At 37.9% G+C, this 23,827-nt stretch carries 19 protein-coding genes; 3 read left to right on the top strand and 16 right to left on the bottom strand.

All coding sequences use genetic code 11. The features are described 5' to 3' along the window. Positions 1 to 2: 2 nt before the first annotated feature. The 6 genes from cas9 to H0S70_RS12830 all read right to left on the bottom strand — a co-directional run bounded on the left by cas9 (position 3) and on the right by H0S70_RS12830 (position 10,157). Positions 3 to 4,322 carry a type II CRISPR RNA-guided endonuclease Cas9 gene (cas9, locus tag H0S70_RS12855; protein ID WP_188321070.1) on the bottom strand — a complete coding sequence of 1,440 codons (4,320 nt, stop codon included), beginning with the start codon at positions 4,320 to 4,322 and terminating at the stop codon, positions 3 to 5. 423 nt (positions 4,323 to 4,745) lie between these two features. Continuing rightward, entirely contained in the window at positions 4,746 to 5,183 is a 438-nt protein-coding gene (locus H0S70_RS12850; protein WP_031502872.1) for a DUF6078 family protein, read from the bottom strand. Between the two features lie 198 nt (positions 5,184 to 5,381). Next, entirely contained in the window at positions 5,382 to 7,673 is a 2,292-nt protein-coding gene (locus tag H0S70_RS12845) for an NADP-dependent malic enzyme (protein ID WP_188321069.1), read from the bottom strand. Between the two features lie 61 nt (positions 7,674 to 7,734). Beyond that, positions 7,735 to 8,595 (bottom strand): BadF/BadG/BcrA/BcrD ATPase family protein, encoded by an 861-nt coding sequence (locus H0S70_RS12840; RefSeq protein WP_188321068.1) that lies wholly within the window; start codon positions 8,593 to 8,595, stop codon positions 7,735 to 7,737. Between the two features lie 191 nt (positions 8,596 to 8,786). Continuing rightward, positions 8,787 to 9,029: a NifU family protein gene (locus H0S70_RS12835; protein WP_031503262.1), complete on the bottom strand. Its 243-nt coding sequence runs from the start codon at positions 9,027 to 9,029 to the stop codon at positions 8,787 to 8,789. 24 nt (positions 9,030 to 9,053) lie between these two features. Further along, positions 9,054 to 10,157 (bottom strand): Mrp/NBP35 family ATP-binding protein, encoded by a 1,104-nt coding sequence (locus tag H0S70_RS12830; protein WP_031503260.1) that lies wholly within the window; start codon positions 10,155 to 10,157, stop codon positions 9,054 to 9,056. A 292-nt stretch (positions 10,158 to 10,449) separates the two neighbouring features. On the opposite strand from H0S70_RS12830, the gene aqpZ reads away from it, so the two are divergent. Next, positions 10,450 to 11,172 (top strand): aquaporin Z, encoded by a 723-nt coding sequence (aqpZ, locus tag H0S70_RS12825; protein ID WP_123248908.1) that lies wholly within the window; start codon positions 10,450 to 10,452, stop codon positions 11,170 to 11,172. 74 nt (positions 11,173 to 11,246) lie between these two features. Here the strand turns inward: aqpZ and brnQ are convergent, their stop codons facing one another. The 5 genes from brnQ to H0S70_RS12800 form a co-directional block, all read right to left on the bottom strand. Beyond that, positions 11,247 to 12,563 carry a branched-chain amino acid transport system II carrier protein gene (gene brnQ / locus H0S70_RS12820; protein WP_188321067.1) on the bottom strand — a complete coding sequence of 439 codons (1,317 nt, stop codon included), beginning with the start codon at positions 12,561 to 12,563 and terminating at the stop codon, positions 11,247 to 11,249. Positions 12,564 to 12,609: 46 nt separating this feature from the next. Next, positions 12,610 to 13,860, bottom strand: a complete 1,251-nt coding sequence (locus tag H0S70_RS12815) for a dicarboxylate/amino acid:cation symporter (protein WP_188321066.1) — start codon at positions 13,858 to 13,860, stop codon at positions 12,610 to 12,612. Positions 13,861 to 14,210: 350 nt separating this feature from the next. Then, complete coding sequence (locus H0S70_RS12810) at positions 14,211 to 14,630, bottom strand: SH3 domain-containing protein (protein WP_188321065.1); 420 nt, start codon at positions 14,628 to 14,630, stop codon at positions 14,211 to 14,213. Positions 14,631 to 14,636: 6 nt separating this feature from the next. After that, the gene (locus tag H0S70_RS12805) at positions 14,637 to 15,116 is read right to left on the bottom strand and encodes a BON domain-containing protein (protein WP_188321064.1); all 480 of its coding nucleotides are present in this window, start codon (positions 15,114 to 15,116) and stop codon (positions 14,637 to 14,639) included. 151 nt (positions 15,117 to 15,267) lie between these two features. After that, positions 15,268 to 15,897 (bottom strand): alpha-ketoglutarate-dependent dioxygenase AlkB family protein, encoded by a 630-nt coding sequence (locus H0S70_RS12800; RefSeq protein ID WP_188321063.1) that lies wholly within the window; start codon positions 15,895 to 15,897, stop codon positions 15,268 to 15,270. Between the two features lie 64 nt (positions 15,898 to 15,961). Here H0S70_RS12800 and H0S70_RS12795 point away from each other — a divergent pair, with 64 nt between their 5' ends. Further along, the gene (locus H0S70_RS12795; protein ID WP_188321062.1) at positions 15,962 to 17,818 is read left to right on the top strand and encodes a CocE/NonD family hydrolase; all 1,857 of its coding nucleotides are present in this window, start codon (positions 15,962 to 15,964) and stop codon (positions 17,816 to 17,818) included. A gap of 205 nt (positions 17,819 to 18,023) precedes the next feature. On the opposite strand, the gene speB is transcribed toward H0S70_RS12795, so the two are convergent. Beyond that, positions 18,024 to 18,875 carry an agmatinase gene (speB, locus tag H0S70_RS12790; RefSeq protein WP_188321061.1) on the bottom strand — a complete coding sequence of 284 codons (852 nt, stop codon included), beginning with the start codon at positions 18,873 to 18,875 and terminating at the stop codon, positions 18,024 to 18,026. Between the two features lie 396 nt (positions 18,876 to 19,271). On the opposite strand from speB, the gene H0S70_RS12780 reads away from it, so the two are divergent. Continuing rightward, a complete protein-coding gene (locus H0S70_RS12780; RefSeq protein WP_188321060.1) occupies positions 19,272 to 19,931 on the top strand; it encodes an HAD family hydrolase in 660 nt (219 codons plus the stop codon). Between the two features lie 192 nt (positions 19,932 to 20,123). Here H0S70_RS12780 and H0S70_RS12775 read toward each other — a convergent pair whose 3' ends face one another. From H0S70_RS12775 to H0S70_RS12760, 4 genes are all read right to left on the bottom strand, one after another. After that, positions 20,124 to 21,515, bottom strand: coding sequence for a type III PLP-dependent enzyme domain-containing protein (locus H0S70_RS12775; RefSeq protein ID WP_188321059.1), 1,392 nt, complete (start codon positions 21,513 to 21,515; stop codon positions 20,124 to 20,126). Between the two features lie 143 nt (positions 21,516 to 21,658). After that, positions 21,659 to 22,276, bottom strand: coding sequence for a thiamine diphosphokinase (locus H0S70_RS12770; protein WP_188321058.1), 618 nt, complete (start codon positions 22,274 to 22,276; stop codon positions 21,659 to 21,661). Positions 22,277 to 22,282: 6 nt separating this feature from the next. After that, complete coding sequence (locus H0S70_RS12765; protein ID WP_123248956.1) at positions 22,283 to 22,852, bottom strand: cob(I)yrinic acid a,c-diamide adenosyltransferase; 570 nt, start codon at positions 22,850 to 22,852, stop codon at positions 22,283 to 22,285. 71 nt (positions 22,853 to 22,923) lie between these two features. Continuing rightward, positions 22,924 to 23,775 carry an alpha/beta hydrolase family protein gene (locus tag H0S70_RS12760; protein ID WP_188321057.1) on the bottom strand — a complete coding sequence of 284 codons (852 nt, stop codon included), beginning with the start codon at positions 23,773 to 23,775 and terminating at the stop codon, positions 22,924 to 22,926. Between the last annotated feature and the right edge of the window lie 52 nt (positions 23,776 to 23,827).

Below are 23,827 nucleotides of genomic sequence, written 5' to 3'. Positions count from 1 at the left end.
AATTATGCTTTTGAAATGTTACCTAAACGGTCAGTTTTGAGTTTAAAACAAATTTCTTTTTCCTTAGTAAATTCAATTTTATTAAGTTGGGTATATTCAACTTTATTTAAAATAGCTACAGATACATAGTATGGAATTACATATAATCTATTACCTGTAAAACTTACGACCTTATAAATATTTTGTTTCTTTTGCTTAGAGAGGTTTTCAAAATCAATGTTATTTGAATTTTCTAACTCATCTCCAGATGGCAAATAAACCAAATCATTTGGACTTAAATAAAAATCTTTCTCTTCTTTTAAATCAACAACATCTAATCCTTGCTTTTGCCTTTCAATAACAATATTTAATGGAACGCTTTCATAACTTCTTTTCCCTTTTTCATCTTCATAGACTGCGAAGAATAGGTTAGTTCCCTTGGCTGCTTCCACATATTTATCTTTCTTATTGCCAGAATAACCTACTTGGAATTTACTTCCCATTTCAAAGACCCGTACTTTGGTAATAGGTTGATGGTCTTTTCCATCATTATACTCTCTGATATTTTTATTCAAGTCTTCTATTCCTTCTGGTGAAAAAGCCAATTCAGAGCTTCCTTTTGCAGTAAGATAATTCCTTAAAATCTTTTGAATCCCAGTATCAGTAATGCTTCCAATAGTTTTCATATCAAAAGAAGTATCCAAACTTTTTCTTGTAGCGGTTAAAATTTTTCCTTTAGGCAGTTTTACCCAAGGTAAATTTACTTTTCCGGAAACCGTTTCTTTGTGCATTGGCTTTCTTATTGCCCAATTGGTGCCGGTTTGTGCTACTCTTTCTTTGGTGCTTATACCATCTTTTTCTACGTATTTCTCGTAGTAATTGGTAGCCTTATTGATGACGCGCAGATTTTGTTTAAAACTAACTATGATATTTTCTAAACTATTTCTAGCATCAGCAGTAAAGTTTTCCCAAGGTTTTAAAAACTTTGTTGGGACATCTCGTTCTATTCTTTTCCCTGTTTTAGCATCAGTATAAACTGCCTTTTCAAACTTCATCAATTTTTTCTTCAAATCATATCTCTTTGTATCTGATTTAGCAGACTGATTATTAAGTAAATTAACATGTTCTTTTGTCGCACAGGCAATCACCAAAGCATCCATAGCGTGATGGCGATGGTCTATTCTTTTCTTAGAAAAACCTTTAGATAAGTCGATTGGAACAGTTGGTAAAAACTTCTGATGATTTTCATTCCATGCGGTGAAATCTGTTGAACTGGTTAATTGATTCATTCTTTCAAAACGAGGCAATATCAAATCATTCCAAACATCATTTAATCCCCAATCTTGTTTTAAAGTTGTAGTAATCTTTCCATTTCCCGGAACAATATTTTTTGAATTTACTCCTTCATCTGTACCGTCTTCAACACGTACAATATTGGAAAGCACTCCAGAGATATACTTACTGATGTACCTTGTGTCATTCATCTGGCGCGCAATCATCTTCTCTGGAATTTCTTCCAACAAGAGTTTTGCCTTTTTACTTCTGTTTTTAGCGTAATGTTTTTTTACAAACTCTTCGTATTCATCGGCTTCAAAGATTTTAACTGTTTTTCCAAAACCACAATCTACAATCGTTCCGTGAAACTGCTTGATAAACGCCAATCCTATATAATTATCTTTTAATTTATTGACAGCAGCCTCACAAATAATCTTATTACTAAAACTATCATCAAAATATCGACTTTGTGGAATAATATGTTCAATTTCATATTCCGGTGTAAATAATTTATTTAACGGAATAATTTGTCCTGTATATGGCGATTTGTAGCCTTGTTCCAACCAAAGTTTGTATCGTTTCAAATCAGAGGAGCTTGGCTGTGCTGTTTTACTGATTTTCAGAATATCATCATCAATTTCAATATCAGAATTCAGTACTCCATCTTCATAGATTTTCAAAATCTCTTGTTGCATTGGAGAGAAAGGACGTACATTTTCAACATTAGCATCATTCATCATTTCAGCCAATAAAGCTTTGATGCGCAGATTGGTATTTTCGTTTTCCGTGACTTGATTGGTAATTTTCTTACGGTCGTCGGCAGTATTCTTCATTTCGCGACCCAATTCTATATGAATTTCGTTAAAGAAATCTTTTGCCCCTTTCCCGTATTGCACCCAAATATCTTTTACAACACGCAAGGCTTCTGTGATTACCTGCTCTACAATCGGGTTGCGTAGTGAATGTTGTTTAAACCCTTTCAAAAACAATTCTAAATCATCAGCAGAATTCCATTTACCAATCATTGAAGCTTCAGAATGTCTTCCGTAAACAATATATTGAGCCAACCACAATTGCAAACCTTGAAAATGATTTTCAGTTGTCAGATTAATCGCTTTTTCTCTTACCTTATCTTTAATGTTTTCATCATATTCTCCGGTAATGATTTTATCAATTCTTGCTTTTGAATGTTCGTCTATATTGTCATAACTCCAATACTTTCCTACTCGCATCAAAGGCAACAGTTTCTTAATCGCTTTCTCCGAAAAAGAACCATAATCGCTTTTGAAAGGAGGAAATTTTTTGAACGCTTCGAAAAAAGAGATTTCATCGAGATTATGTCTTCTGGCGAATGATTTTAAAGCTTTTTCATATTCAATTTTATCATTGACTGAGTAGATGATGTGCCAAATCTGTTGTTCTATTTCTCTTGTGAAGAAAGTATCCGAAATATTCTCAACTTTGCTCAATCTGGTAGCAATCATTGTTTTGGTTTCGTTACAAGGATATGCCTTTCCTTCAACAAAATTCCAACGGTATTTTTCAATCTCTGCTGTTAACAATTTTCCTTTAAAGTCTTTCTGTTCTAAAAGGAATTTCAGCAATGCTTTTTGATCTACTTCTTTTCGCTCATCCAAAAACTTAAATAGATTATCTAAATCCTCATAAGAATTAAGAAATTCTTGAGTTACATTTTCGTCGTTATCTTTTCTATAAATATTAAGATTGTACATCCACTGCCAGATGCGAAATTCTTGATAATAAGGATTTGACTTCGGAATCGCTTTAAGATATTGCGTATGCTCTACTCCGTCTTTATCTACATATCTTTTAAACTCTAGTGTGCAATTAGAGATAGACGACTTTTGACTTCTCAGAGGTCTTTGGTAAAAGATAATATCCTCTAAAAATAGATGTACAAAATCTTTTTTGCTTAATGTCAATTGATGCGCATCATTATTTTTATATAATTCGCGCACACAATCATTGTACAAGTCTACATTCTGTAACTCAGGATGAAATGTCGCCTGCTTCTCCAAAATCTGTTTTAGTTCCGCTTTATAGAATTTTCTTTCGATCGTTCTTACTAATTTACCTTTGATTTTCTGTTTAGGATTTTGGAGCAAAGTATCATAAATGTAAGTTCCTACAGTTTTATGAGAATTATCGATTTCTTGTTCTGTTTTCTTTTTTACGAGAGTCCAATCTGTTTCAGCAGGCGCACGGAAACTTCTTTTTTCGTTCCCGTCTTTGTCTTTTTTGATGCTACCATCATCGTTCAAATCTGTGGTTACAATAAAATCTCTTATTTTATCTTTCCAATCAAACAAAGGTGTTTTACTTGAACGTCTGTAAATCCAGCCATTTTCTAAAACCAAAGAATACCAAATATCAGATTTCCCTTTCTGAGGTTCATCAGCCAAAACATCCACAATTTTTAAAGAGTAAAATTCCACCAACTTGTTTGGACTTTCCTCTTCCTCCTCACCACGTAATTGATAATAACCGCGCTTCTGATTAAAGTTTAAAAGAATCCAAGCCAATTCTTCTTTTTCTATTTTTTGACTCAGAGCTTTTTTACGCAAATAGTAAATTGTCCAGTCATATGGAACTAATTTGTCTTCTCCTTTTTCATTTTTTAGAATTTGAGGCTGATGTGTTTTAAAATCAGAAAGCATTTCTTCAAAGGAATTTTTAAAAACAAAACCATCAGTATTATAAGCTATCTTTGGTTCGTTATCCGACTTAAATTTCCCAAAACGTTTTTCAAAATCAATCTCATTGGCAAAATGTTCTGGTAAAAACTTAATAATATTTAAAACTCTATGCAATCGCTCACGACGTAGCAAATATCTTTCTCGAAGACGACGAACACCTCTATATCCAGTTCGTTCTGCAGTTTGTGAAACGGAATTTCCTTTCCCAAATTCCCCTAATATATCCTGAGACATCGGGATGATCCTGCTTCCCATCCCCAGAATTTCACCCTGTTTATTTTCAAAGTCTTGTTTGATTAAAGCCCAACCAATAGAGTTCGTCCCCAAATCCAGTCCTAAAATTCTCTTCATCTTTGTATTATTATAGTTTCCTAAATTAATAAATATATTTAGAAATAATTACAAAAAAACACGTTTGGATTAGATTTTTTTTATATATTTGATACAATAATTTTGAAAGCAATTCACAATAAGGATTATTCCGTTGTGAAAACATTTAGCGCCTCGACTATCTTCGGGGCATTTTTTTGTCTAAATATTTCATGAGACCAATAAATAGCAAAAAAACCCCACTCCCACAGAGAAAAAACATCTTTTCCTTAACCACTTCTCTGTTCCACTGTACGGTTGATTTTGGGCTAAAAATTGGGACAGTTGTTCCATACCTATGAAACAGCAGTTGCATGCGTTTGAAACTGGCGTTCCACCGGCATGAAATTTTTGTCGCTTCAGTACGTTTTTTTTTGGGGATTATCGATATCGAAAACGAAAAGGTTAGAATCCTTTTCTTTCATCGTCGTACACCAATTCATCGAGCATACCAAGGTTCTCGAAGAGTTCGTGTACTTTTTGTTGTTCGTCAGGATTCAGCCATTTATCTTTGCGCATGAATCTGTAATAAGTGCTTCTTCCGAATAGGTTGATCATCCCTGTTCTAATTGCCTGAACTTTGCGAAGCGGCAATTCCTCCATTATACCATTCAATCCGGCAACAAAAACCTTTAAAGTTTGGGAATAATACTGATTACAATCGGTAAGATCCTGCTTGAGGAGATAAGCCGGATTCAAAACAGAAAAATATTGCATATCGTCTGGCGCAGTTAAAAATGCCTGATAACGCAAACAGGAAGAATTGATCGGACATTGCGACAGCATACAATATTGAAATTGATCCGGTAACCTAAATGATGTATTTTCCGCAAATTTTTCCATGATGTGCTATGCTTTACAATATTATTGAAAAACAATCATTTTTTCAAAATTTTTCATGAAAAATAATAACTCCAATCCATCACAATTAGCCATTTCATTTTTTATTAGAGAAGTACAGGTGGATTTGGTTTAACAACTAATAAAAAAACAACTGCAAATCCAGGAAATGCAGTCGTTTAATATGATCGTTGTGAACAATTACTTATTGGCAGCCTCTCTTTTTTGGGCATCCAGCACGGCGATGGTAGCGAGGTTGACGATTTCGTCCACACTTGCGCGCATCTGAAGCACGTGAACCGGTTGTTTCAGTCCCATTAAAATTGGTCCTACTACTTGTGCAACCTTCATACCTCGGATGATTTTGTAGGAAAGATTGGCACTTTCAAGGTTCGGGAATACAAATACATTTGCCGGAGTGGTACCTAGTTTAGAGAATGGATAGTCGGAAAGGTGATCCGCATCCATCGCAAAATCGGGTTGTATTTCACCATCGACAATCATTTTCGGATATTTTTCATGAAGAATAGAAACCGCTTTCGCTACTTTCTTGGAAGTTTCGGAAATCGCTGCGAAGTTTTCAAAGGAAAGCATCGCAATTCTCGGCTCTATGGCAAAAGATTTCACCACCATTTCCGACATTTTAGCAATATTCACCAAATCTTCGGAAGTCGGGTTCTGAATGATAGAAGCATCTGCGAAGAAAATCGGTTTTTTCTCGGTAAGAATCATCACCATCGATGATACTTTGTCCACGCCTTTTTCTTTCTCAATCACTTCAAGAACCGGTCTCAAAGTAGAGGAATAGTTTTTCGAGAATCCTACGATCAGTGCATCAGTATCGCCGTTTTTCAGCATTAATGGACCAAAGTAATCTCTTTGGCGAACAAATCTCTTGGCTTTGTACTCATTCATTCCTTTTCGCTGACGAAGTTTCCACAAAGATTCGCGGTAGATTTTTCTGTTTTCTTCCTGGTCATCATCAGTAGGATCAACAATCTGAACATCGATTTCGATGCCGAATTTTTTCATTTGTTCCTGGATGTATTTTTTATCTCCGAGCAAAATCGGTTGCGCAATTCCTTCCTCATAAAGAATTTGCGCAGCTTTCAAAACATTGTATTCTTCGGCATTTCCGAGGGTAACTCGTTTCGGGTTCGATCTGGCGCGGTTCTGCATCATACGGATGAGCTTTTCGTCGCGGCCCATCCTGTCGAGCAATGCATTTTCGTAATCTTCGAAATTCTCAATAGGTTTTCCGGCAATTCCACTTTCCATCGCAGCTTTTGCTACCGCCATAGAAACCTTGGTTATCAATCGGTTATCGAAAGGTTTAGGGATAAAATATTCTCTTCCAAAACTTAAATTCTTTAAATTATAAGCTAAAATCACCGCTTCCGGAACCGGTTCTTTCGCAAGGTTTGCAATCGCGTGTACAGCAGCGAGTTTCATGGCTTCGTTAATTCCCGTTGCCTGCACATCAAGCGCACCACGGAAAATGTATGGGAATCCCAAAACATTGTTCACCTGGTTAGGATAGTCGCTTCGTCCGGTCGCCATGATGGTGTCTTTTCGGGTTTCCATGGCGAGGTTGTATTCGATTTCCGGATCAGGATTTGCCAATCCAAACACAATAGGATTCTCGGCCATTGAAAGCAGCATTTCCGGAGTCATCACATTTCCTTTGGATAATCCGATGAACACATCTGCACCTTTTACGGCATCTTCCAAAGTTTCAGTAACGGTTTGCGCAATGAAATCGATTTTTTCCGGGGTTAAATTCTCTCTTTTGTGGTTGATGACACCTTTGGAATCGCACATCAAGATATTTTCTTTCTTCAATCCCAATTCTACATAAAGTTTGGTACAGGCAATCGCGGCCGCACCGGCTCCGTTCACCACCATTTTCACCTCATCAATTTTCTTGTTGGCAATTTCCAAAGCATTGATTAAAGCTGCTGCAGAAATAATAGCAGTTCCGTGCTGATCATCGTGCATCAAAGGAATATTGAGTTCTTCCTTTAGTTTTTGTTCGATGTAAAAAGCTTCTGGCGCTTTGATATCTTCTAGGTTAATTCCCCCGAATGTCGGCGCAATTCCTTTTACTATTTCAATGAATTTATCGGGATCTGTTTCATTAATTTCAATATCAAAAACATTGATATCAGCGAAAATTTTGAACAACAATCCTTTTCCTTCCATTACCGGCTTAGATGCTTCTGCACCGATATTTCCCAAACCTAAAACAGCTGTACCGTTTGAAATAACGGCTACCAAATTGCCTTTTCCGGTATAATCGTAAACGGTTTTAGGATTCTTTTCGATTTCGAGACACGGTATCGCCACTCCCGGGGAATACGCCAGAGACAAATCTCTCTGTGAGGAATGGGGTTTGGATGGGATGACTTCAATTTTTCCCTTCGGCTCGATGCTGTGATAATCGAGTGCTGCCTGGTTGAAGTTTTTTTCGTCTCGGTTGTTTTTGCTTGACATAATAATTACGTTTTTTTGCAAAGTGCAAGTGTTTGGTTGATCGGGCCACTTCGGGCACGATTTATTCTAAATTGAGGAGGTATTTCTTATGGTATTCTACCAAACTTTCAATGGGTTTCTGTACTACTTTACCTATTTTAAGGTTGAGTTCTGCGGCGGCGGCTCTTAAAATATCTTCATAAATATAAGCGATATAGCCAATGAAATTGATTTCTACTTCGCCCGCTTCCGGATAAGGTAACACCTGATAATCGAGGAAATTCTTCATCTCTTCGAAAACCATGTTCTGAAAATACGGATGTTTCTTTCTTTCCGCTACAAATTTGTTGTATTCGCCCAAATACGCATTCGCTCTCGGATTGTGGTACATGCTTCGGATCGCCTCTTCGATGGTTAAATGATAGGTTTCAATGAAATCCGCTTCGAGATCTTTAGGTAATTTTTTCATAAAGAATCTTCGTAGCAGCTGTTTTCCCAAGGCGCTTCCACTGCCTTCGTCACCGATAAGGAATCCCAAAGACGGCAAATCGGTCCGGATTTTATTTCCGTCGAAATAGCAGGAATTGGATCCGGTTCCGAGGATACAGATGATGGCCGGAGTTCCGTTGTAGGCGGCGTACGCAGCTGCGGTCATATCTTCTTTTACCGAAATATCGCCGGCAGGAAAAGTTTTGAGAAATTCATCAGCCACTTTTTTGCTATTATCGGGAGTTCCGCAGCCGGATCCATAAAAAAACACCTTTTCGATGTGGCTTTTGAGAGAGAAGAGTTCCTGATTATTATCGATTTCCTGCATGATGAAATCAGGATTGATGATGTTTGGATTGAACCCCAAAGTGGTAGTTCTGAGTTTCAAATTTCCGGAATTTTCCAGAATGACCCAGTCACATTTCGTGGATCCGCCGTCGATAATGGCAATCATACGTTTTACAGTTTAATCTGCTAAAATATTAATTTAATTTTAAACCCTTTCTGAAAGAAGCATTTATTTTATGCATATCAGGATGGATGGGCGTGAGAAATTGCTCACTTTACCCCTTCGGTGGAAAAACATTGAACTAAAAAAACGGGCTTTTGCCCGTTAATTTATTATAGCATGAAGGAATTTCGATATTATTCCACACTGATCACCTCTGTAATTTCGGGGGCAAATTGCTTGATGGTGTTTTCAACGCCTAATTTCATGGTTGAAAAACTCATCGGACATCCGTTGCAGTTTCCCTGCAGTTTCACATAAACCTTGTGGTCTTTGATATCAACCAATTCGATATCGCCACCATCTTTATTGAGAAACGGTCGGATGCTTTCCAGAGCATCGAGTACTTTTGTTACGATTTGTTCCTGTGTGATTTCCATGTTGAGCATGATCCTTCTTTATTTTTATTTTTTAGGTGAACAACCTGCCATGGTTGTGATTTTAACAGCTTCAGTTGGCGGAAGGTTTTTGTTTCTTTCCACCAGACTTTCAATCATGTTTTGGGCGGTTTTGGTATAGATTTCAGCAATCTTAGAACCCTCCTGCAATGATGCCGGTCTTCCCACATCTCCCGCTTCTCTGATGCTTTGGATTAATGGAATTTCGCCCAATACCGGAATTCCTAAATCATCTGCAAGGTATTGTGCGCCTTGGTTTCCGAAGATGTAATATTTGTTATCCGGCAATTCTTCCGGAGTGAAATACGCCATATTTTCAATCAATCCTAAAACAGGAATGTTGATGCTTTCCATTTGGAACATTGCGATTCCTTTTCTTACATCGGCAAGCGCAATATGCTGCGGAGTACTTACAATCACCGCGCCGGTTACAGGAACTTCCTGTATGATGGACAAATGAATATCGCCAGTTCCCGGTGGTAAATCAATTAAAAGGAAATCAAGTTCGCCCCAGTCCGCATCACGGATCATTTGGTTTAATGCTTTGCTAGCCATTGGTCCTCTCCATACCACCGCTTGATTGGCTCCTGAGAAATATCCGATAGAAAGCATTTTCACGCCGTAATTTTCAATCGGTTTCATCAGGTTTCTTCCGTCCACTTCCACCGAAATTGGTTTTGCTCCTTCAGTATCAAACATGGTTGGAACAGATGGTCCGTAGATATCGGCATCCAAAATTCCCACTTTAAAGCCCATTTTGGACAATGTTACCGCAAGATTCGCTGCTACGGTAGATTTACCAACGCCACCTTTTCCGGAAGCAACAGCAATAATATTCTGGATTCCCGGAATTTGTTTTCCTTTGATTAAATTTTGCTGTACTTCGGAAGGTTCCGGAGAAGCAATTTTCAGTTTCAGCACTACATCTTCTCCAAATTCAGAGGCGAATGCCTGCTTCATTGCTGCTTCGAGTTTCTTTTTCTCGTGCATTGCCGGAGAATGTGCGGTCATATCGATATACACATCGTTTCCCATCACCTGGAAATTGTGCACCAAATCATCTACTTCTATTTCTTTCAGAAATGCCTGAACTTTATCTTTCGTCAACATTATTGTATGTAATAAATTAGATTACAAATTTACGATTTTTTAATTATTTAGAATAAGTAAAAGTAATGATAATTGTTGGTTGGTGATTGATGTGCCCTTTCTCTTCCATTTGGTTTTTCTATTAATTCAGTATTATTTCAAGATATTAATTGACAAATATCAAATAAACAGATTATTTTTATGATGAAAAATTATTTTTATGTTGAAATTATGAATAAATTTACCTTGAAATTCAATCAAAACATGAAACATTGAAAATCAGTTAAAAAAAATTAATTTAAAATTTAAAAACATGAATGTCACTTTAAGCTCAAAATTTATTGCAGAAATGCTCGGAACCATGGTCTTGGTACTCATGGGTTGTGGAAGCGCCGTAATCGCTGGATCCGATGGAACAACCGGTGTTGGTTTATTAGGAATCTCTTTTGCTTTCGGATTGAGTGTCGTATCGATGGCGTATGCTATCGGGCATATTTCGGGTTGCCACATCAATCCTGCGATTTCCATTGCGATGGTGGTTGCAGGAAGAATGAAAGGCAAAGAAGCCCTCATTTATGTGGTCGCACAAGTATTGGGAGCGATTATCGGAGCCGGAATTTTATACCTTATTTTCAGCAATCATCCCGGTTTTGAAATGAAACCTTGGGCATTAGGAGCGAACGGTTGGGGAACAGGATATTTAGACGAATACAATACCACCGCTGCTTTTGTGGCTGAATTTATTTTCACTTTTATTTTCCTGTTGGTGATTTTAGGTTCTACCTCCACCAAAAACATCAATGGTGGTTTTGCGGGATTGGCAATTGGTTTATCTTTAGTCCTCATTCATATTGTTGGGATTAAAGTGACCGGCGTTTCAGTGAATCCGGCAAGAAGCATCGGACCGGCAGTTTTTGCAGGTGGTGAAGCCCTTTCCCAGCTTTGGTTATTTTTGGTTGCTCCGGTTTTAGGAGGCGTAGCCGCAGCTTTCGTCCATGGATTTTTAATTGAAAACCCGAAAAGCTTTACAGAATAAAACACCTTAAACCCATAAAAAAAAATTCCTGCCGATAAAAAAGCAGGAATTTTTATTTATATGAATTCAATTCATCAATCTACCACTTTCGCTTCCCGATGGGATTTTCGTCCACTGTTGAACGCTGCAGCGATAAAGAAAGCCGCAAATGATGGTAAAAGCCATTCTAACTGATGTTCCGAAAGAGGTAACCAACTTTTTAAAGCTTGAATTGGTTCTACTAAAACACCAAAATTCTCAAGAACAGAAAGCAAAGCAACGAATCCTGCCGTAGCAACCGCAGCGACATAAGGCGTTCTGGAAAAGATGATTTTCCCGAACAATAAAACGGTAAGAATCAGCGCGAAAGTAATTGGATATACGAAGCCAAGGATTACCACCGCATATTCGATAATTTCATCAACGCTTTTAACCGAAAAATAGCCAGAAACCAAGCAGGTAAGGATCACTCCGGCTTTGTAGCCCATTTTTCCTTTCGTTAATTCCTGAAGAAAACTTCCCATCGCGGAGGTAAGCGCAATTGCGGTCGTCAAACATGCCATCGCTACCGCAACAGAGATTACCAAGGTTCCGTTTTTGCCCATTAAATTTTGTGAAATATTCAGAAGCAATTCGGTACGGGAAACCTTTTCAGAGAATCCATAACCAGAATGTGCGCCAAGATAAATTAAGCCACCATAAATGAAAAGCAAAGCTGCCATCGAAATAAGTCCGGCCGCAATGGTAATTTTAAAACGGTCTCTCGCGTTGGTATATCCTTTGTCAATCGCTGCAGAAATAATAATTCCGGCAAAAATAACCGACGCCAGAACATCTAAAGTCTGATACCCTTCATGAAACGCAAAAATAAAAGATTCTTGGGCGGTAACTCCTGTATTTTCTGTAGCTGCCGTAGGATTCAACAAACCGACTGTCACCAAAATCCCCATACTGAGAATAAGAAAAGGCGTGAGAAAATTTCCAATGATATCAACGATTTTGGATTGGGTTATCGATAAAGCCAACACGATTCCGAAGAAAATTAAAGAAAAAAGAATATTGTTAAACTCCGGAAAAAGGGGTTTGATGCCGATTTCATAAGTTGTAGCTCCCGTTCTCGGAATCGCCACCAACGGACCAATGCAAAGCATGATCAGCAATGCCAAAACAGTAACCACCGCAGGATTTACCTTTCGACCAAGATCGGTAAATGATGTTCCGAAAAGAACCACTGTGAGTACTCCTAAAAATGGAGAAACAATGCCTGTGGTAAAAAATCCGGCAATTGCGGTGAACCATTGATCTCCGGTTTTCAGTCCGATAAAAGGTGGGAGAATTAAATTTCCTGCACCAAAAAACATGGCAAAAAGCGCAAACCCTAATGTAATTGCAGTACTTATCTTATTTTTCATATCATTTAAACTTCAACAGCATTCAGCAGCTTAGATCACTTATTTTTTACAAATTGCCACCATGATCTTCGAGCTGTCCTTCCCATTTGGAAACAGATGAGGTAGCCAAGGCATTTCCAAGGACATTGGTCATACTTCTTCCCATATCGCAGAAATGGTCGATTGGTAAAATTAGTGCAATACCTTCCGGTGGAATGCCAAACATGGTACAAGTGGCCACGATAATCACCAAACTGGCTCTAGGAACTCCCGCAATTCCTTTGGAAGTAAGCATCAATACCAGAAGCATGGTGATTTGTTGCCCTACAGTCATTTCAATACCATAAATCTGAGCAATAAAGATAGAAGCGAATGTCATATACATCATACTTCCGTCGAGATTGAAGGAATATCCTAAAGGCAAAATGAAGGAAACAATCCTATTGTTGCAACCGAATCTCTCGAGTTCCTCAACCAATTTCGGGAATACCGCCTCCGAACTGGTAGTGGAAAATGCGATCAATAAAGGTTCTTTAATTCTCCTCAACAATTCAAAAAGTCGATTTCCTAAGATGAAATAACCTACCAAAAGTAAAACCAACCATAAAACTGCCAAAGCAAAGAAGAAATCACGGAGGTAAATGGCATAAACTTTAAATATTTCGAAACCATTGGTCGCCACCACAGCCGCAATAGCTCCTAAAACGCCAAATGGTGCAAACCACATGATGTAACCTACCATTTTCAATATTGCATGTGCGCAAATGTCGAATGCTTTGATGATTGGTTTCACATACTCTTCACCCATATTGGCTAAAGCGACTCCAAACATTATCGAAAAAACTACAATTTGTAAAACTTCGTTGGTGGCAAATGCTTCAAACAAACTCTTTGGAATGATGTGTTTTACAAAATCTTCCATTGAGAAACCTTTGCTCGATTTCAAGAGTTCATCCGCCGAAGAAACATCTTGTATCGGAAGTTTGGTAACGTGTCCCGGTTCTAACCAATTTACCAAAACCAATCCGATAAACAGCGAAACCAGTGACGCGGTAATAAACCACAGCATCGCCTTTGTTCCTACCCTTCCGATCATTTTAATGTCACTCATTTTCGCAATTCCAACCACCAAAGTAGTGAAAACCAACGGGGCGATAATCATCTGAACCAACCGGATAAATATCGTTCCCAGTAGTTTGATATTTTTGGAAAATCCTTCCACATCTTCAGGATATTGGGTGTGAACAATGCCGCCCATAATGACCCCTAAAATAAGCGCAATAATGATGGCAAAGAAGAGTTTGTTTTGACCTTTCATAGTTTTTATATTGTATTTATAAATGAAACCGTGTGAAACAATGCGGTTTCCAATTAATTTTTTCAAAGATTTACAAATATATGTTTTTTTGTTTTTTGTGCATGAAGAGGTAAATCTGGCTATAATTTCGGCAGATTTATTGGTAAAGAACAACAAATTATGGATTATCACACTGATTTTCATAATCTTAAATCTCACTAAAACCACGATTAATTCTTATTAAAAAAAATGAAAAACCACAAAAGGCGATTAGAATTTTCACGGAAATATTTATTCAGTCGAATGTTTCACTTAAAAGCATAAAAAAACCCCCGAATATTTCGGAGGTTATTATTTGAAAGGATGTTGAATTAAGCTCGCAAATATCTTGCATAGGCATAACCTTCTTCTCCGTCAGCAGTTTTAATTTTCCACCAATCGTCAGAAGTTTGTTCTACCAAAGTCACGGATTCTCCTTTTGCTGCTTTTCCTACGACTGCAGCATCAGTAGAAGGTTCCTGTCTGATATTCAGGTTAGAATCTTCAGTAGCTACGGTTAATGCCGCACCTGCAACCAAACCAACTACTTGAACATCCACATTGATATCGGAAGCTGAATAAGTAGAATCGATCGCTCCAAGTGCGTTCCAAACTGCATCTTTCGCTGCTGTAGAACCTGCGTTTCCTGAAACATAAAGAATTCCATCTTGCTCAGTTACCTGAAGATTAGAAACTCCTGCCGATTGAGCTGCGGAGATTACTCCTGCGTATTTATCTTGTAATGCACTCATAATTAATTATTTAACAGTGTAATTGTAATTTACTTTTCCAACTTTCAAAGCGTCTACCGACATTTTGATCTTTCTTGCTTGCTCCGGAGAAACATTTCCGGTAAGGGTTAATTCGCCGTTGATGACTTCTACCTTAACTGAAGGGAAATCTTTAACCGCATCGGTTACTTTTTGCTGAACAGCAGGATCCACTGCAGAAACAGTTTCTACCACAACCGGCGCTTCGATGGTGGACATATCCATAACATCTTTCACTCCCGGAATTGCCTTCAAGGAAGCAATCATCGCATCTTTAGAAGCTTGATCTTTGAAAGTTCCGCTCAAGTGAGCAGTTCCCTCTTTCACTTCCACAGAAGCAGTTGGGTTAGAAGACACTACCGTAGTAGCTTGGGTTTGTAGTTCAGCGTCGGTAACTTTTTTCTTACAAGAAATCGAACCGAATGACACGGCAAGCGCCAAAGCTGCCATCGCTAATGTTTTTTTCATAGTTGAATTTATTTAATGTTATAAAATATTATACTACCAAATTTAAACAATAAAAAGGATGCCGAAACATTAAATTATGATAAATTTTTCTTAATTTTTTCTCTTTTGCTATGAAAAGCAGAAGTGTTTAACCATTAAAAAAGCTTTATAATTACTGATTTTCAATGTTTTCCTCTTTTACAATCGTCCGGAAAGTTAGATTAATTCTTGGCGTAAAAACTTTTTTTGTTGGTGGTAGTCTGTGCAGCCAAAAACTTTGGGTTTGGTCTTTCATCACCAGCAAACTTCCATGCTCGAGCAAGAGATCTACCTTTTCTTTGGTGAATTTATGTTTGAAAGAAAATTTCCTTTCCGCCCCGAAACTCAGCGAAGCAATCGCTCCGTTTTTCTTCAAATCTTTTTCTCCATCGCTGTGATACGCCATGCCTTCGTCTCCGCTATGATAAAGATTCAGCAAGCAGGAATTGAATTTCTCACCGGTTTTTTCTTCCGTTAAAGCTTTCAATTTTAGCAACTCGGGCGTCCACAGAAAAGCTTTTTTGGTGGAATTGGAATAGGTGTATTCGAAATGATCATCTCCAAACCAGGCTACTTTTCTTTTGGTCAAAATTTTCTTCCCGAAAATTATCGCTTCGTCATTTTTCCATTCAATATTTTGCAAAAGTTGACGATAAAATGCATCCGCTTCTTCCTTCTCCAAAATTTTTCCAAAATAATTCACCGTACCATCTTTAGGAAGTAGGTTATGATTCGCATCAGCGAGATTTCCAAATAAATCCATTCCTTCTGTTCTTAAAATCCAAATTTCTTGATTTTTTGTATATATTCGTTTAAATTTAAAATTAATGAAAAAAAACCTTCCTTTCATCCTCCTGTTTTTTTGGGTATTCACGATTGCTCAGAAAGCGCCGAACAACGATTTTGTGAAAGAAAATTTCATCAAAAAAGAAGTGTATATTCCAATGCGTGATGGTGTGAAACTCTTTACCTCCATCTATATTCCGAAAGACATTTCTAAAGCTAAAAAATATCCTTTCCTCATGCAGCGAACATGCTACAGCGTTGCTCCCTACGGCGAAGCTGAATACAAAAGTTCTTTAGGCCCGAACAAATATTTAATGAATGAAAAATATATATTCGTTTATCAGGATGTGCGCGGCAGATACATGAGCGATGGAACTTTTACCAATATGACGCCACAGGTTGAGCGTAAAACTAAAAAAGACGTTGACGAAAGTACAGATACTTACGATACGATTGACTGGTTACTGCAAAACATCACCAACAATAATGGCAAAGTAGGACAATACGGAACTTCCTATCCCGGATTTTATACCGCTGCAGGGATTTTGGCTGATCACCCCGCATTGGTAGCATCTTCGCCTCAAGCGCCGATTTCCGATTTTTGGAATGATGATTTTCTTCACAACGGTAAATTCATGCTCGGATATTTTCGCACTTTCCCGGTTTTTGGCGTACAAAAAACCAAGGCTGAAAAAGAAGGTTGGTATATGGATTCTTTCATAAAACCTAGTTCGGAAGACGGGCTGAAATTCTACCGTGAACTCGGAACTTTAAAGGACGGCTACGAAAAATATTACAAGAATAATTTCTTCATGACGGAGATTATGAACCATCCAAACTATGATGAATACTGGCAAAAAAGAAGTCTTCTTCCTCACTTAAAAAACGTAAACCATGCGGTAATGACCGTTGGCGGTTGGTACGACGCTGAAGATTTATTCGGACCATTAAATATTTACAAAACAATTGAAAAAACCAGTCCGAAAGCCAAAAACACCATAGTGATGGGACCATTTTCTCATGGCGCTTGGTCGAGAGAAACAGGAAAACATTTTCACAACGAAATTTACTTCGGCGATAGCATTGCAACTTATTATCAAAAAAATTTAGAAACAAAATTCTTTCATCATTATTTAAAAGAAAATTCCAAAACAGACGCGGGATTGCCGGAAGCGATGATGTACGACACCGGCAAAAAAGAATGGAAAGAATTCGCAGTTTATCCACCAAAAGAAGCTAAGAAAGTCAATTTTTATCTTGCTGACGGAACTTTAAAAAATTCGCCATCATCAACAGCGACAGAATATTACAGTGATCCCAATAATCCTGTTTTGAGTTCGGACAATTTGAGAGATTTCAATGGATTTACGCCAAGAAATTACATGAGCGAAGATCAGCGATTCGCAGTAGGAAGACCGGACGTCTTGACCTTCACGACCGATGTTTTAAATGAAGATATCACATTTGCCGGAGAAATTTTAGCCAAACTGAACATTGCTTCCACTTCTACTGATGCAGATTTTGCGGTAAAACTAATTGACGTTTATCCGGAAGATTTTGTTCCGAAAGAAAAGAAAGATGAGGTCATCTACGGCAACTACCACCAAATGGTAAGAAGCGAAATTATGCCCGCAAGATTCAGAAATTCGAAAGAAAAACCAGAACCACTGATGGCGAACGAAAAAACCGCTGTTAATTTCCAGCTACAAGATGTTTTGCATACCTTCAAAAAAGGACATCGAATTCAAATTCAAATTTCCAGCACGTGGTTTCCGCTTTTTACGGTGAATCCTCAGAAATTTTTGGCAAATCCGAACCTTGCAACAAAAGAAGATTATACAAAAGCATTCATCAAAATCTTCGGCGACAGCTCTATTGAAGCCGATATTTTAAAATAATTTCGTTTTAAAACATAAAAAATCTCTTTCAGCACATCGCCGAAAGAGATTTTTATTTTTTACCACAAAGACACGAAGGAGAAATTTATACAGTTGTATTGTTTTTATGACACAAAGCACATTAATTAATGTTTGCGTTTAATAATCACCTTGGTTCTTGGTTCTTGGTTCTTGATTCTTTCCTCTTTCCTCTTTCCTCTTTCCTCTACTTGGAAATATGATAATACGCCAACATTTTATAATATAATTTTGCGGCAAGGAAAGCAGTTGGTTTCGGCATTGGAGAATCCATTAACTCAACGATATCAAACGCAACTACATTGCATTTTTCGAAAACTTTTTTAAGCAACTCCAACGTTGGATACCATTGCAAACCGCCCGGTTCCGGAGTTCCTGTGGAAGGAGCAATCGATGGGTCAAAAGCATCCAAATCGATGGTGATATACACATTTCCGGAAACTTTTTCCAAAACGTCATTAATCCAGTTTTCGTTATTGGCAATTTCGTGTGCCCAGAAACACTGCCCTTCCGGAACGTACTGCATTTCTTCAACATCACAGGAACGAATTCCCACTTGAACCAAATTATGTTTCTGACTTGCTTCGAAAACCGCACAAGCATGATTGGAAGTGGAACCATGGAAATCTGGACGAAGATCCGTATGCGCATCCAATTGCAAAACGGTTAAATTTTCATATTTTTCGCCTACCGCACGGATGGAACCAATCGAAACCGAATGTTCGCCACCAAAAAGCGTGAAAAGTTTCCCTTCCTGGTTCAGCAATTCTTTGGTTTTTTGGTAAACTGCTTCTGTCATGGCTTCAGGCGAAGAATTTTCAGAGATTTCTCCGGCTAAATAAACGCCTTCCAAATACGGTTCTGTTCCAGTTTCAATGTCGTACAATTCCATATTTTCTGAAGCGTCAAGAAAAAGTTCCGGACCTTTGTCGGCTCCTTTTCCCCAAGTTGAAGTTCCATCGTAAGGAACGGTTACAAGCATTACTTTTGAGTTTTCGAGCTTGGCATTTTCTTCGGGAATCCCGGCGTATGTTTTCATGTGAAATTTTGAATTTTGAATTATAGATTTTGAATTTTCAAAGATAAAAAAATCAACCGTAAAACATAGCCGGCAATTCGCTGACAGTTGGTAAGTTATAATTTTCATATCTTTAGTACAAAACTTTACTTATGGAAAAAGATAATTTAGGAAATAATTCCGGAAAATGGATTTGGGGAATTTTTTATTACAATAAAGAAGACAACAGAATTTTTCCGCCAAAAAGAATTCCCTAGATGGGTTGGACCGTGAATTTCGCAAACTGGAAATCGATAGCAGCTTTAATTGCAATGCTTGCTTTTTTCTACTTTGTGATATTCATGATCCAAAGAAACAGCTAACAACTACTTTATAAAGCTAAGTGTGAATTTATTTACCTTTGTAAAAAAATTCAATATGCCTTTAAAAGCTGTTTTATTCGATATGGACGGTGTAATTGTGGACACGGAACCGCTGCACCGAAAAGCCTATTATAAAATGTTCGATGATTTCGGGATCGACGTTTCCGAAGAACTTTATACCAGTTTCACAGGTGCCTCCACGAAAAAAGTTTGTACCACGCTGGTTGAAAAATTCAATTTGGAAGAAACTCACGAAGACCTTGCTGCCATCAAGAGAAATTATTTTAAATATTATTTCGATACCGATCAGGATTTCGATTTAATTCCCGGCGTAAAAGATTTGATTGTACATTATTATGAAAACGGCATCAAACTCGTTTTGGCATCGTCCGCTCACATGAATACGATCAACTGGGTGTTCGAAAAATTTGATCTTGAACAATATTTCGTCGGAAAGATAAGCGGCGCTGATCTTCAGGAATCCAAACCTCATCCGGAGATTTTTCTTCTGGCTTCCGAACTCGCTGCTGAACCCAAAGAATATTGCATGGTGATTGAAGATTCCACCAACGGAATTGAAGCGGCATCGGCTGCCGGAATTTTCTGTGTGGCGTATCAAAGCGCTCATTCGAGCAACCAGGTTTATGAAAAGGCAAGTTTGTTGGTTTCGGACTTTTCGGATATTGAATTTGAAAACATCGGGAAATATTTTTAAGTTTAAAGGTGGCGCTCGCTTCGCTCGCGCCATCCGGCATTTTCGTCGGTGGTAAGAATTTCCACTGGATCTTCTAGCCCCGATTGGAGTGAAAATCCTTTTTTGCGGCGGCTTCGCCGCCGCAAAAAAGATTGCAACGGAAAGCGGGACCGAACATAAAAAAGGAGCAAACCTGCGTTGCTCCTTGAATTTTTAATATCCTAAAAGTTTCAAAACTTCTTCCGGCCTCTGTTCTTCCCGGAAAACTTCGTAAGTGAAGTTGCCTTCCTCATCTTTATCAATGAGAATATGCTTTGGCTGCGGCATCAAACAATGGTGAACTCCGCCGTATCCACCAATGGTTTCCTGATACGCTCCAGTGTGGAAAAAACCGATATAAAGCGGTTTTGTATCGCTGAAAACCGGCAGATAAATCGCGTTGGTATGCTGCTCGGAATTGTAATAATCGTCGGAATCACAGGTTAAGCCTCCTAAGAACACCCGTTCGTAAGTATCTTCCCAACGGTTCAGGGGAAGCATAATGAAGTGTCTCGAAATTGCCCACGTGTCCGGCAAAGTCGTCATGAAAGAAGAATCAATCATGTTCCATTTTTCTCTGTCGTTTTGCCTTTTCTGAGAAATAATTTTATATAAATGCCCGCCACTTTCTCCAACGGTAAAACTACCGAATTCGGTATAGATATTAGGTTCTTCCACGCCTTCCTCCTCACAGAATTTTTTGATCTGTGAAACAATTTCGTTCACCATATACTGGTAATCGTAATCGAAATTCAAAGAAGTTTTGATTGGAAAACCGCCGCCGATGTTTAGTGAATCAACTTCCGGAGCAATCTTCTTCAAACGCGCATAAACACGAAGACATTTGTACAATTCATTCCAGTAATACGCGGTGTCTTTAATTCCGGTATTGATGAAAAAATGTAGCATTTTGAGTCTCGCATTCGGGTGTTCAGCTATTTTTTGTGAGTAATAAGGGATAATATCTTTATAACCAATTCCCAATCTGGAAGTATAAAATTCAAATTTCGGTTCTTCCTCGGAAGCGATTCGAATTCCGATATTGAAAGTAGAATCAATACTTTCGGTCAATTTATCGAGTTCGCGGTAATTATCAAGAATCGGCGTGATGTTTTCGAAACCACTATTGATTAAATCGGAAATTTTAGCCAAATAATCATCGGTTTTGAAGCCGTTGCAAATCACCTCCACATTCTTGTCAAATTTTCCTTTATCAAAAAGTGATTTCACGATGTCCATGTCATAAGCAGACGAGGTTTCGAGCGAAATATCATTTTTCAAGGCCTCTTCTAAAACAAATGCGAAGTGGCTGGATTTGGTGCAATAGCAGTAGCGGTAGCCTTTTTTGTAATCGTTTTTTTCAATTGCTTCTTTAAACCACGCTTTTGCTCTTTGGATATTGGTAGAAATTTTCGGGAGATAATTAAATTTCAAAGGAGTTCCAAACTTTTCGACGACCTCCATCAAAGGAATATCGTGAAATTGCAAGGTGTTTTCCGATACATTGAATTCTTCTGTAGGAAAATACAAGGTTTGGTCGATCAATTCTGAATATTTAATTTTCATTTTTACGCTTTCGTGTTACGGATTAGAAATGCAAATTTGGTAAAAAAAGTTGGTTTTATCCCGATAAAAAACCATTTTTTGCTGAGGATGAAATTCGAAAAGTCTAGATGCAAAAGAAAAATTTATTGCTACCGAATTCATTTTTAATGAGCTACAAAAACCACCAATTCTCCCTTTTCAAAATCGATGGTCACCTGATCTTCCGAAGCGAAATTTCGGGTTCCAATTTTTCCGGTAATCGCAAGATTTTCTTTATTTAAAGACCAATTCAGCCCATTTGTAGAAACCGATTCCGCCAAAGGAAAAGGGAACAAGGAAATCGTTTTGCCTTTCACTTTTTCCAAAACTAAATGATTCTGCGCAAAAAAATAGGTCGAAAATTCATCGTAAAAAGTAATTTCCATTTGATTTTTAAAACGCAAAGCCACGGTTAAATTCCCCAAAAAATGATCCATCTCTCCACCACTTCCTCCGTACACATCAATTCTGCTGTACCCTTTCTGGCCAATAATCTCTAACGACTTCTCGAAATCGGTTTTATCCTGATCCGGTGTAAAAATAAATTTCTGTTCATAAATATCGTCATCACTTCCGTTATGCGAATCGAAATCTCCCGAAATAAAATCTAATTTTTCAAGTGGGAAATTCTTTTCTTTTAAATAATTAAAAGCACCATCACTACAGGCAATTAAGGAATATTTTTCCGTTACGGGGAGTTTTTCTGGCGGAACTCCATTGATAAATAAAAGTGCTTTTTCCATCGAGAATTATCTTTCGTTGGGATTCCAATATTCTTCGGTTTCGCCATTGATTTTTGAAATATATCGAGCCAAAACAAACAGATAATCCGACAAACGGTTGAGGTATTTGATGAGTTCCGGACGAACTTCTTCGGTTTCATTCAGAAAAACCAAACTGCGCTCGGCTCTTCGGCAAACTGTTCTGCAAAGATGTAGCGCTGTAGCCGATTTGCCGCCACCTGGAAGGATGAAATATTGAAGAGGTTCCAGTTCTTTTTCAAATTCGTCCATCCAGTTTTCGAGTTCTTCAATTTCGGTTTCGGAGATCATCAGTGAAAGTCTGGATTTTCCGTTGGCCAACATAAGTTTGTCCGTCGGGGTCGCCGATTCTGAACCTACGGTAAATAAATCAAACTGTATTTTTTTCAGTTGTGCCAATACTTTTTCGTCACTGATTTCACTTTTCGCAAACCCGATGAAAGAGTTCAGTTCATCGATATTTCCGTAAGATTCTACCCTCGCGGAAGCTTTGGAAACGCGGGTTCCTCCGTAAAGTGCGGTTTCGCCTTTGTCGCCGGTTTTGGTATAGATTTTCATTAATTTTTTTCTTTACCGTAAAAGTAATGATTTTTTTTCGCGCATCACTTTTTCACAAAAATTGTTATGTTTCAAACCTTTTCCTGTAAGTCATCGAGAACGATTTTCCATAATTTCTTGTTGAAGCTTCTGAAGAAATTAATGTGACCGATTTCTTTCTTTTCAGATTCGGAAATTTTTATTTCTTTAAAGGTTTTCAGCAAATTAGGATATACATTTTTCAGCAAATTTTCCATGCCTTTTTGGGTAACCCAGGGATCATCTTCCGCATGAATAATTAATGTTTTCTGCGTTAAATTTTTAGAAAAATCAACTTCATTTTTCTCGTACAATCTTGCAGTAGATTTTGAGTGAAGAATTAAAGTCCGCCAATCATATGCAACGCCTTTTGGCAAAGTTTCGCCCAAACCAAACCAATGCGCGGGGAAATATCCGAACAAAGTTGTGGTAATCGGCAATGCAATTCCGAATCCGAAAAGTGCGGTAACGGCAATATTGAGTTTTAAATTCCCCAAATACGCATCCTGAGTAGCCACAAAAACAAATTTTCTGAAAATCGCAGAATCCGCATTCATCCCCAAAATCAGTGCGCCAACTGAATGACCGAGGCAAAATTTCGCTTCCTGAGGATATTCCTTTTTGATGAATTCCGTCAGCGTTTTGAAATCACGAGTTCCCCAAGTCCGCATCGAACTTTGGAAACCTTTCATTTTTTTGGGTTTCGATTCACCGATTCCGCTGTAGTCATAAGTGATTACGGTAAACCCACTCTGGCTCATGTATTTCGCGAACGAAAAATAAACCTGTTGCTTCACCCCGGTGGCAGAATTGATGATCAGCAATTTCCCAATTGCGTTTTCGGGCTCGAAAATCTTTACTGAAAGGTTAAAACCGTCCGGATTTTTTAGAAATAATTCTTTCATTGCTCAAAAAAAATCACTTATAAGAAAGTGATTCTAATTTTATAAAAGTATT

The organism is Chryseobacterium manosquense, assembly GCF_014623485.1.
In the GTDB taxonomy this organism is placed as follows: Bacteria; Bacteroidota; Bacteroidia; order Flavobacteriales; family Weeksellaceae; genus Kaistella; species Kaistella haifensis.
The sequence above is the reverse complement of the archived record's forward strand: the minus strand, read 5'-3'. Positions and strand labels throughout refer to the sequence as shown.

Coding starts and splice junctions, on each gene's coding strand:
- H0S70_RS12840 (WP_188321068.1), bottom strand. CDS start 8,595: ATGATTGCCATTATCGACGGCGGATCCACGAAATGTGACTGGGTCATT.
- H0S70_RS12765 (WP_123248956.1), bottom strand. CDS start 22,852: ATGAAAATCTATACCAAAACCGGCGACAAAGGCGAAACCGCACTTTAC.
- speB (WP_188321061.1), bottom strand. CDS start 18,875: ATGAAAACATACGCCGGGATTCCCGAAGAAAATGCCAAGCTCGAAAAC.
- H0S70_RS12845 (WP_188321069.1), bottom strand. CDS start 7,673: ATGTCAAGCAAAAACAACCGAGACGAAAAAAACTTCAACCAGGCAGCA.
- H0S70_RS12835 (WP_031503262.1), bottom strand. CDS start 9,029: ATGGAAATCACACAGGAACAAATCGTAACAAAAGTACTCGATGCTCTG.
- H0S70_RS12780 (WP_188321060.1), top strand. CDS start 19,272: ATGCCTTTAAAAGCTGTTTTATTCGATATGGACGGTGTAATTGTGGAC.
- H0S70_RS12770 (WP_188321058.1), bottom strand. CDS start 22,276: ATGGAAAAAGCACTTTTATTTATCAATGGAGTTCCGCCAGAAAAACTC.
- cas9 (WP_188321070.1), bottom strand. CDS start 4,322: ATGAAGAGAATTTTAGGACTGGATTTGGGGACGAACTCTATTGGTTGG.
- aqpZ (WP_123248908.1), top strand. CDS start 10,450: ATGAATGTCACTTTAAGCTCAAAATTTATTGCAGAAATGCTCGGAACC.
- H0S70_RS12810 (WP_188321065.1), bottom strand. CDS start 14,630: ATGAGTGCATTACAAGATAAATACGCAGGAGTAATCTCCGCAGCTCAA.
- H0S70_RS12760 (WP_188321057.1), bottom strand. CDS start 23,775: ATGAAAGAATTATTTCTAAAAAATCCGGACGGTTTTAACCTTTCAGTA.
- H0S70_RS12815 (WP_188321066.1), bottom strand. CDS start 13,860: ATGAAAGGTCAAAACAAACTCTTCTTTGCCATCATTATTGCGCTTATT.
- H0S70_RS12850 (WP_031502872.1), bottom strand. CDS start 5,183: ATGGAAAAATTTGCGGAAAATACATCATTTAGGTTACCGGATCAATTT.
- H0S70_RS12805 (WP_188321064.1), bottom strand. CDS start 15,116: ATGAAAAAAACATTAGCGATGGCAGCTTTGGCGCTTGCCGTGTCATTC.
- brnQ (WP_188321067.1), bottom strand. CDS start 12,563: ATGAAAAATAAGATAAGTACTGCAATTACATTAGGGTTTGCGCTTTTT.
- H0S70_RS12800 (WP_188321063.1), bottom strand. CDS start 15,897: ATGGATTTATTTGGAAATCTCGCTGATGCGAATCATAACCTACTTCCT.
- H0S70_RS12795 (WP_188321062.1), top strand. CDS start 15,962: ATGAAAAAAAACCTTCCTTTCATCCTCCTGTTTTTTTGGGTATTCACG.
- H0S70_RS12830 (WP_031503260.1), bottom strand. CDS start 10,157: ATGTTGACGAAAGATAAAGTTCAGGCATTTCTGAAAGAAATAGAAGTA.
- H0S70_RS12775 (WP_188321059.1), bottom strand. CDS start 21,515: ATGAAAATTAAATATTCAGAATTGATCGACCAAACCTTGTATTTTCCT.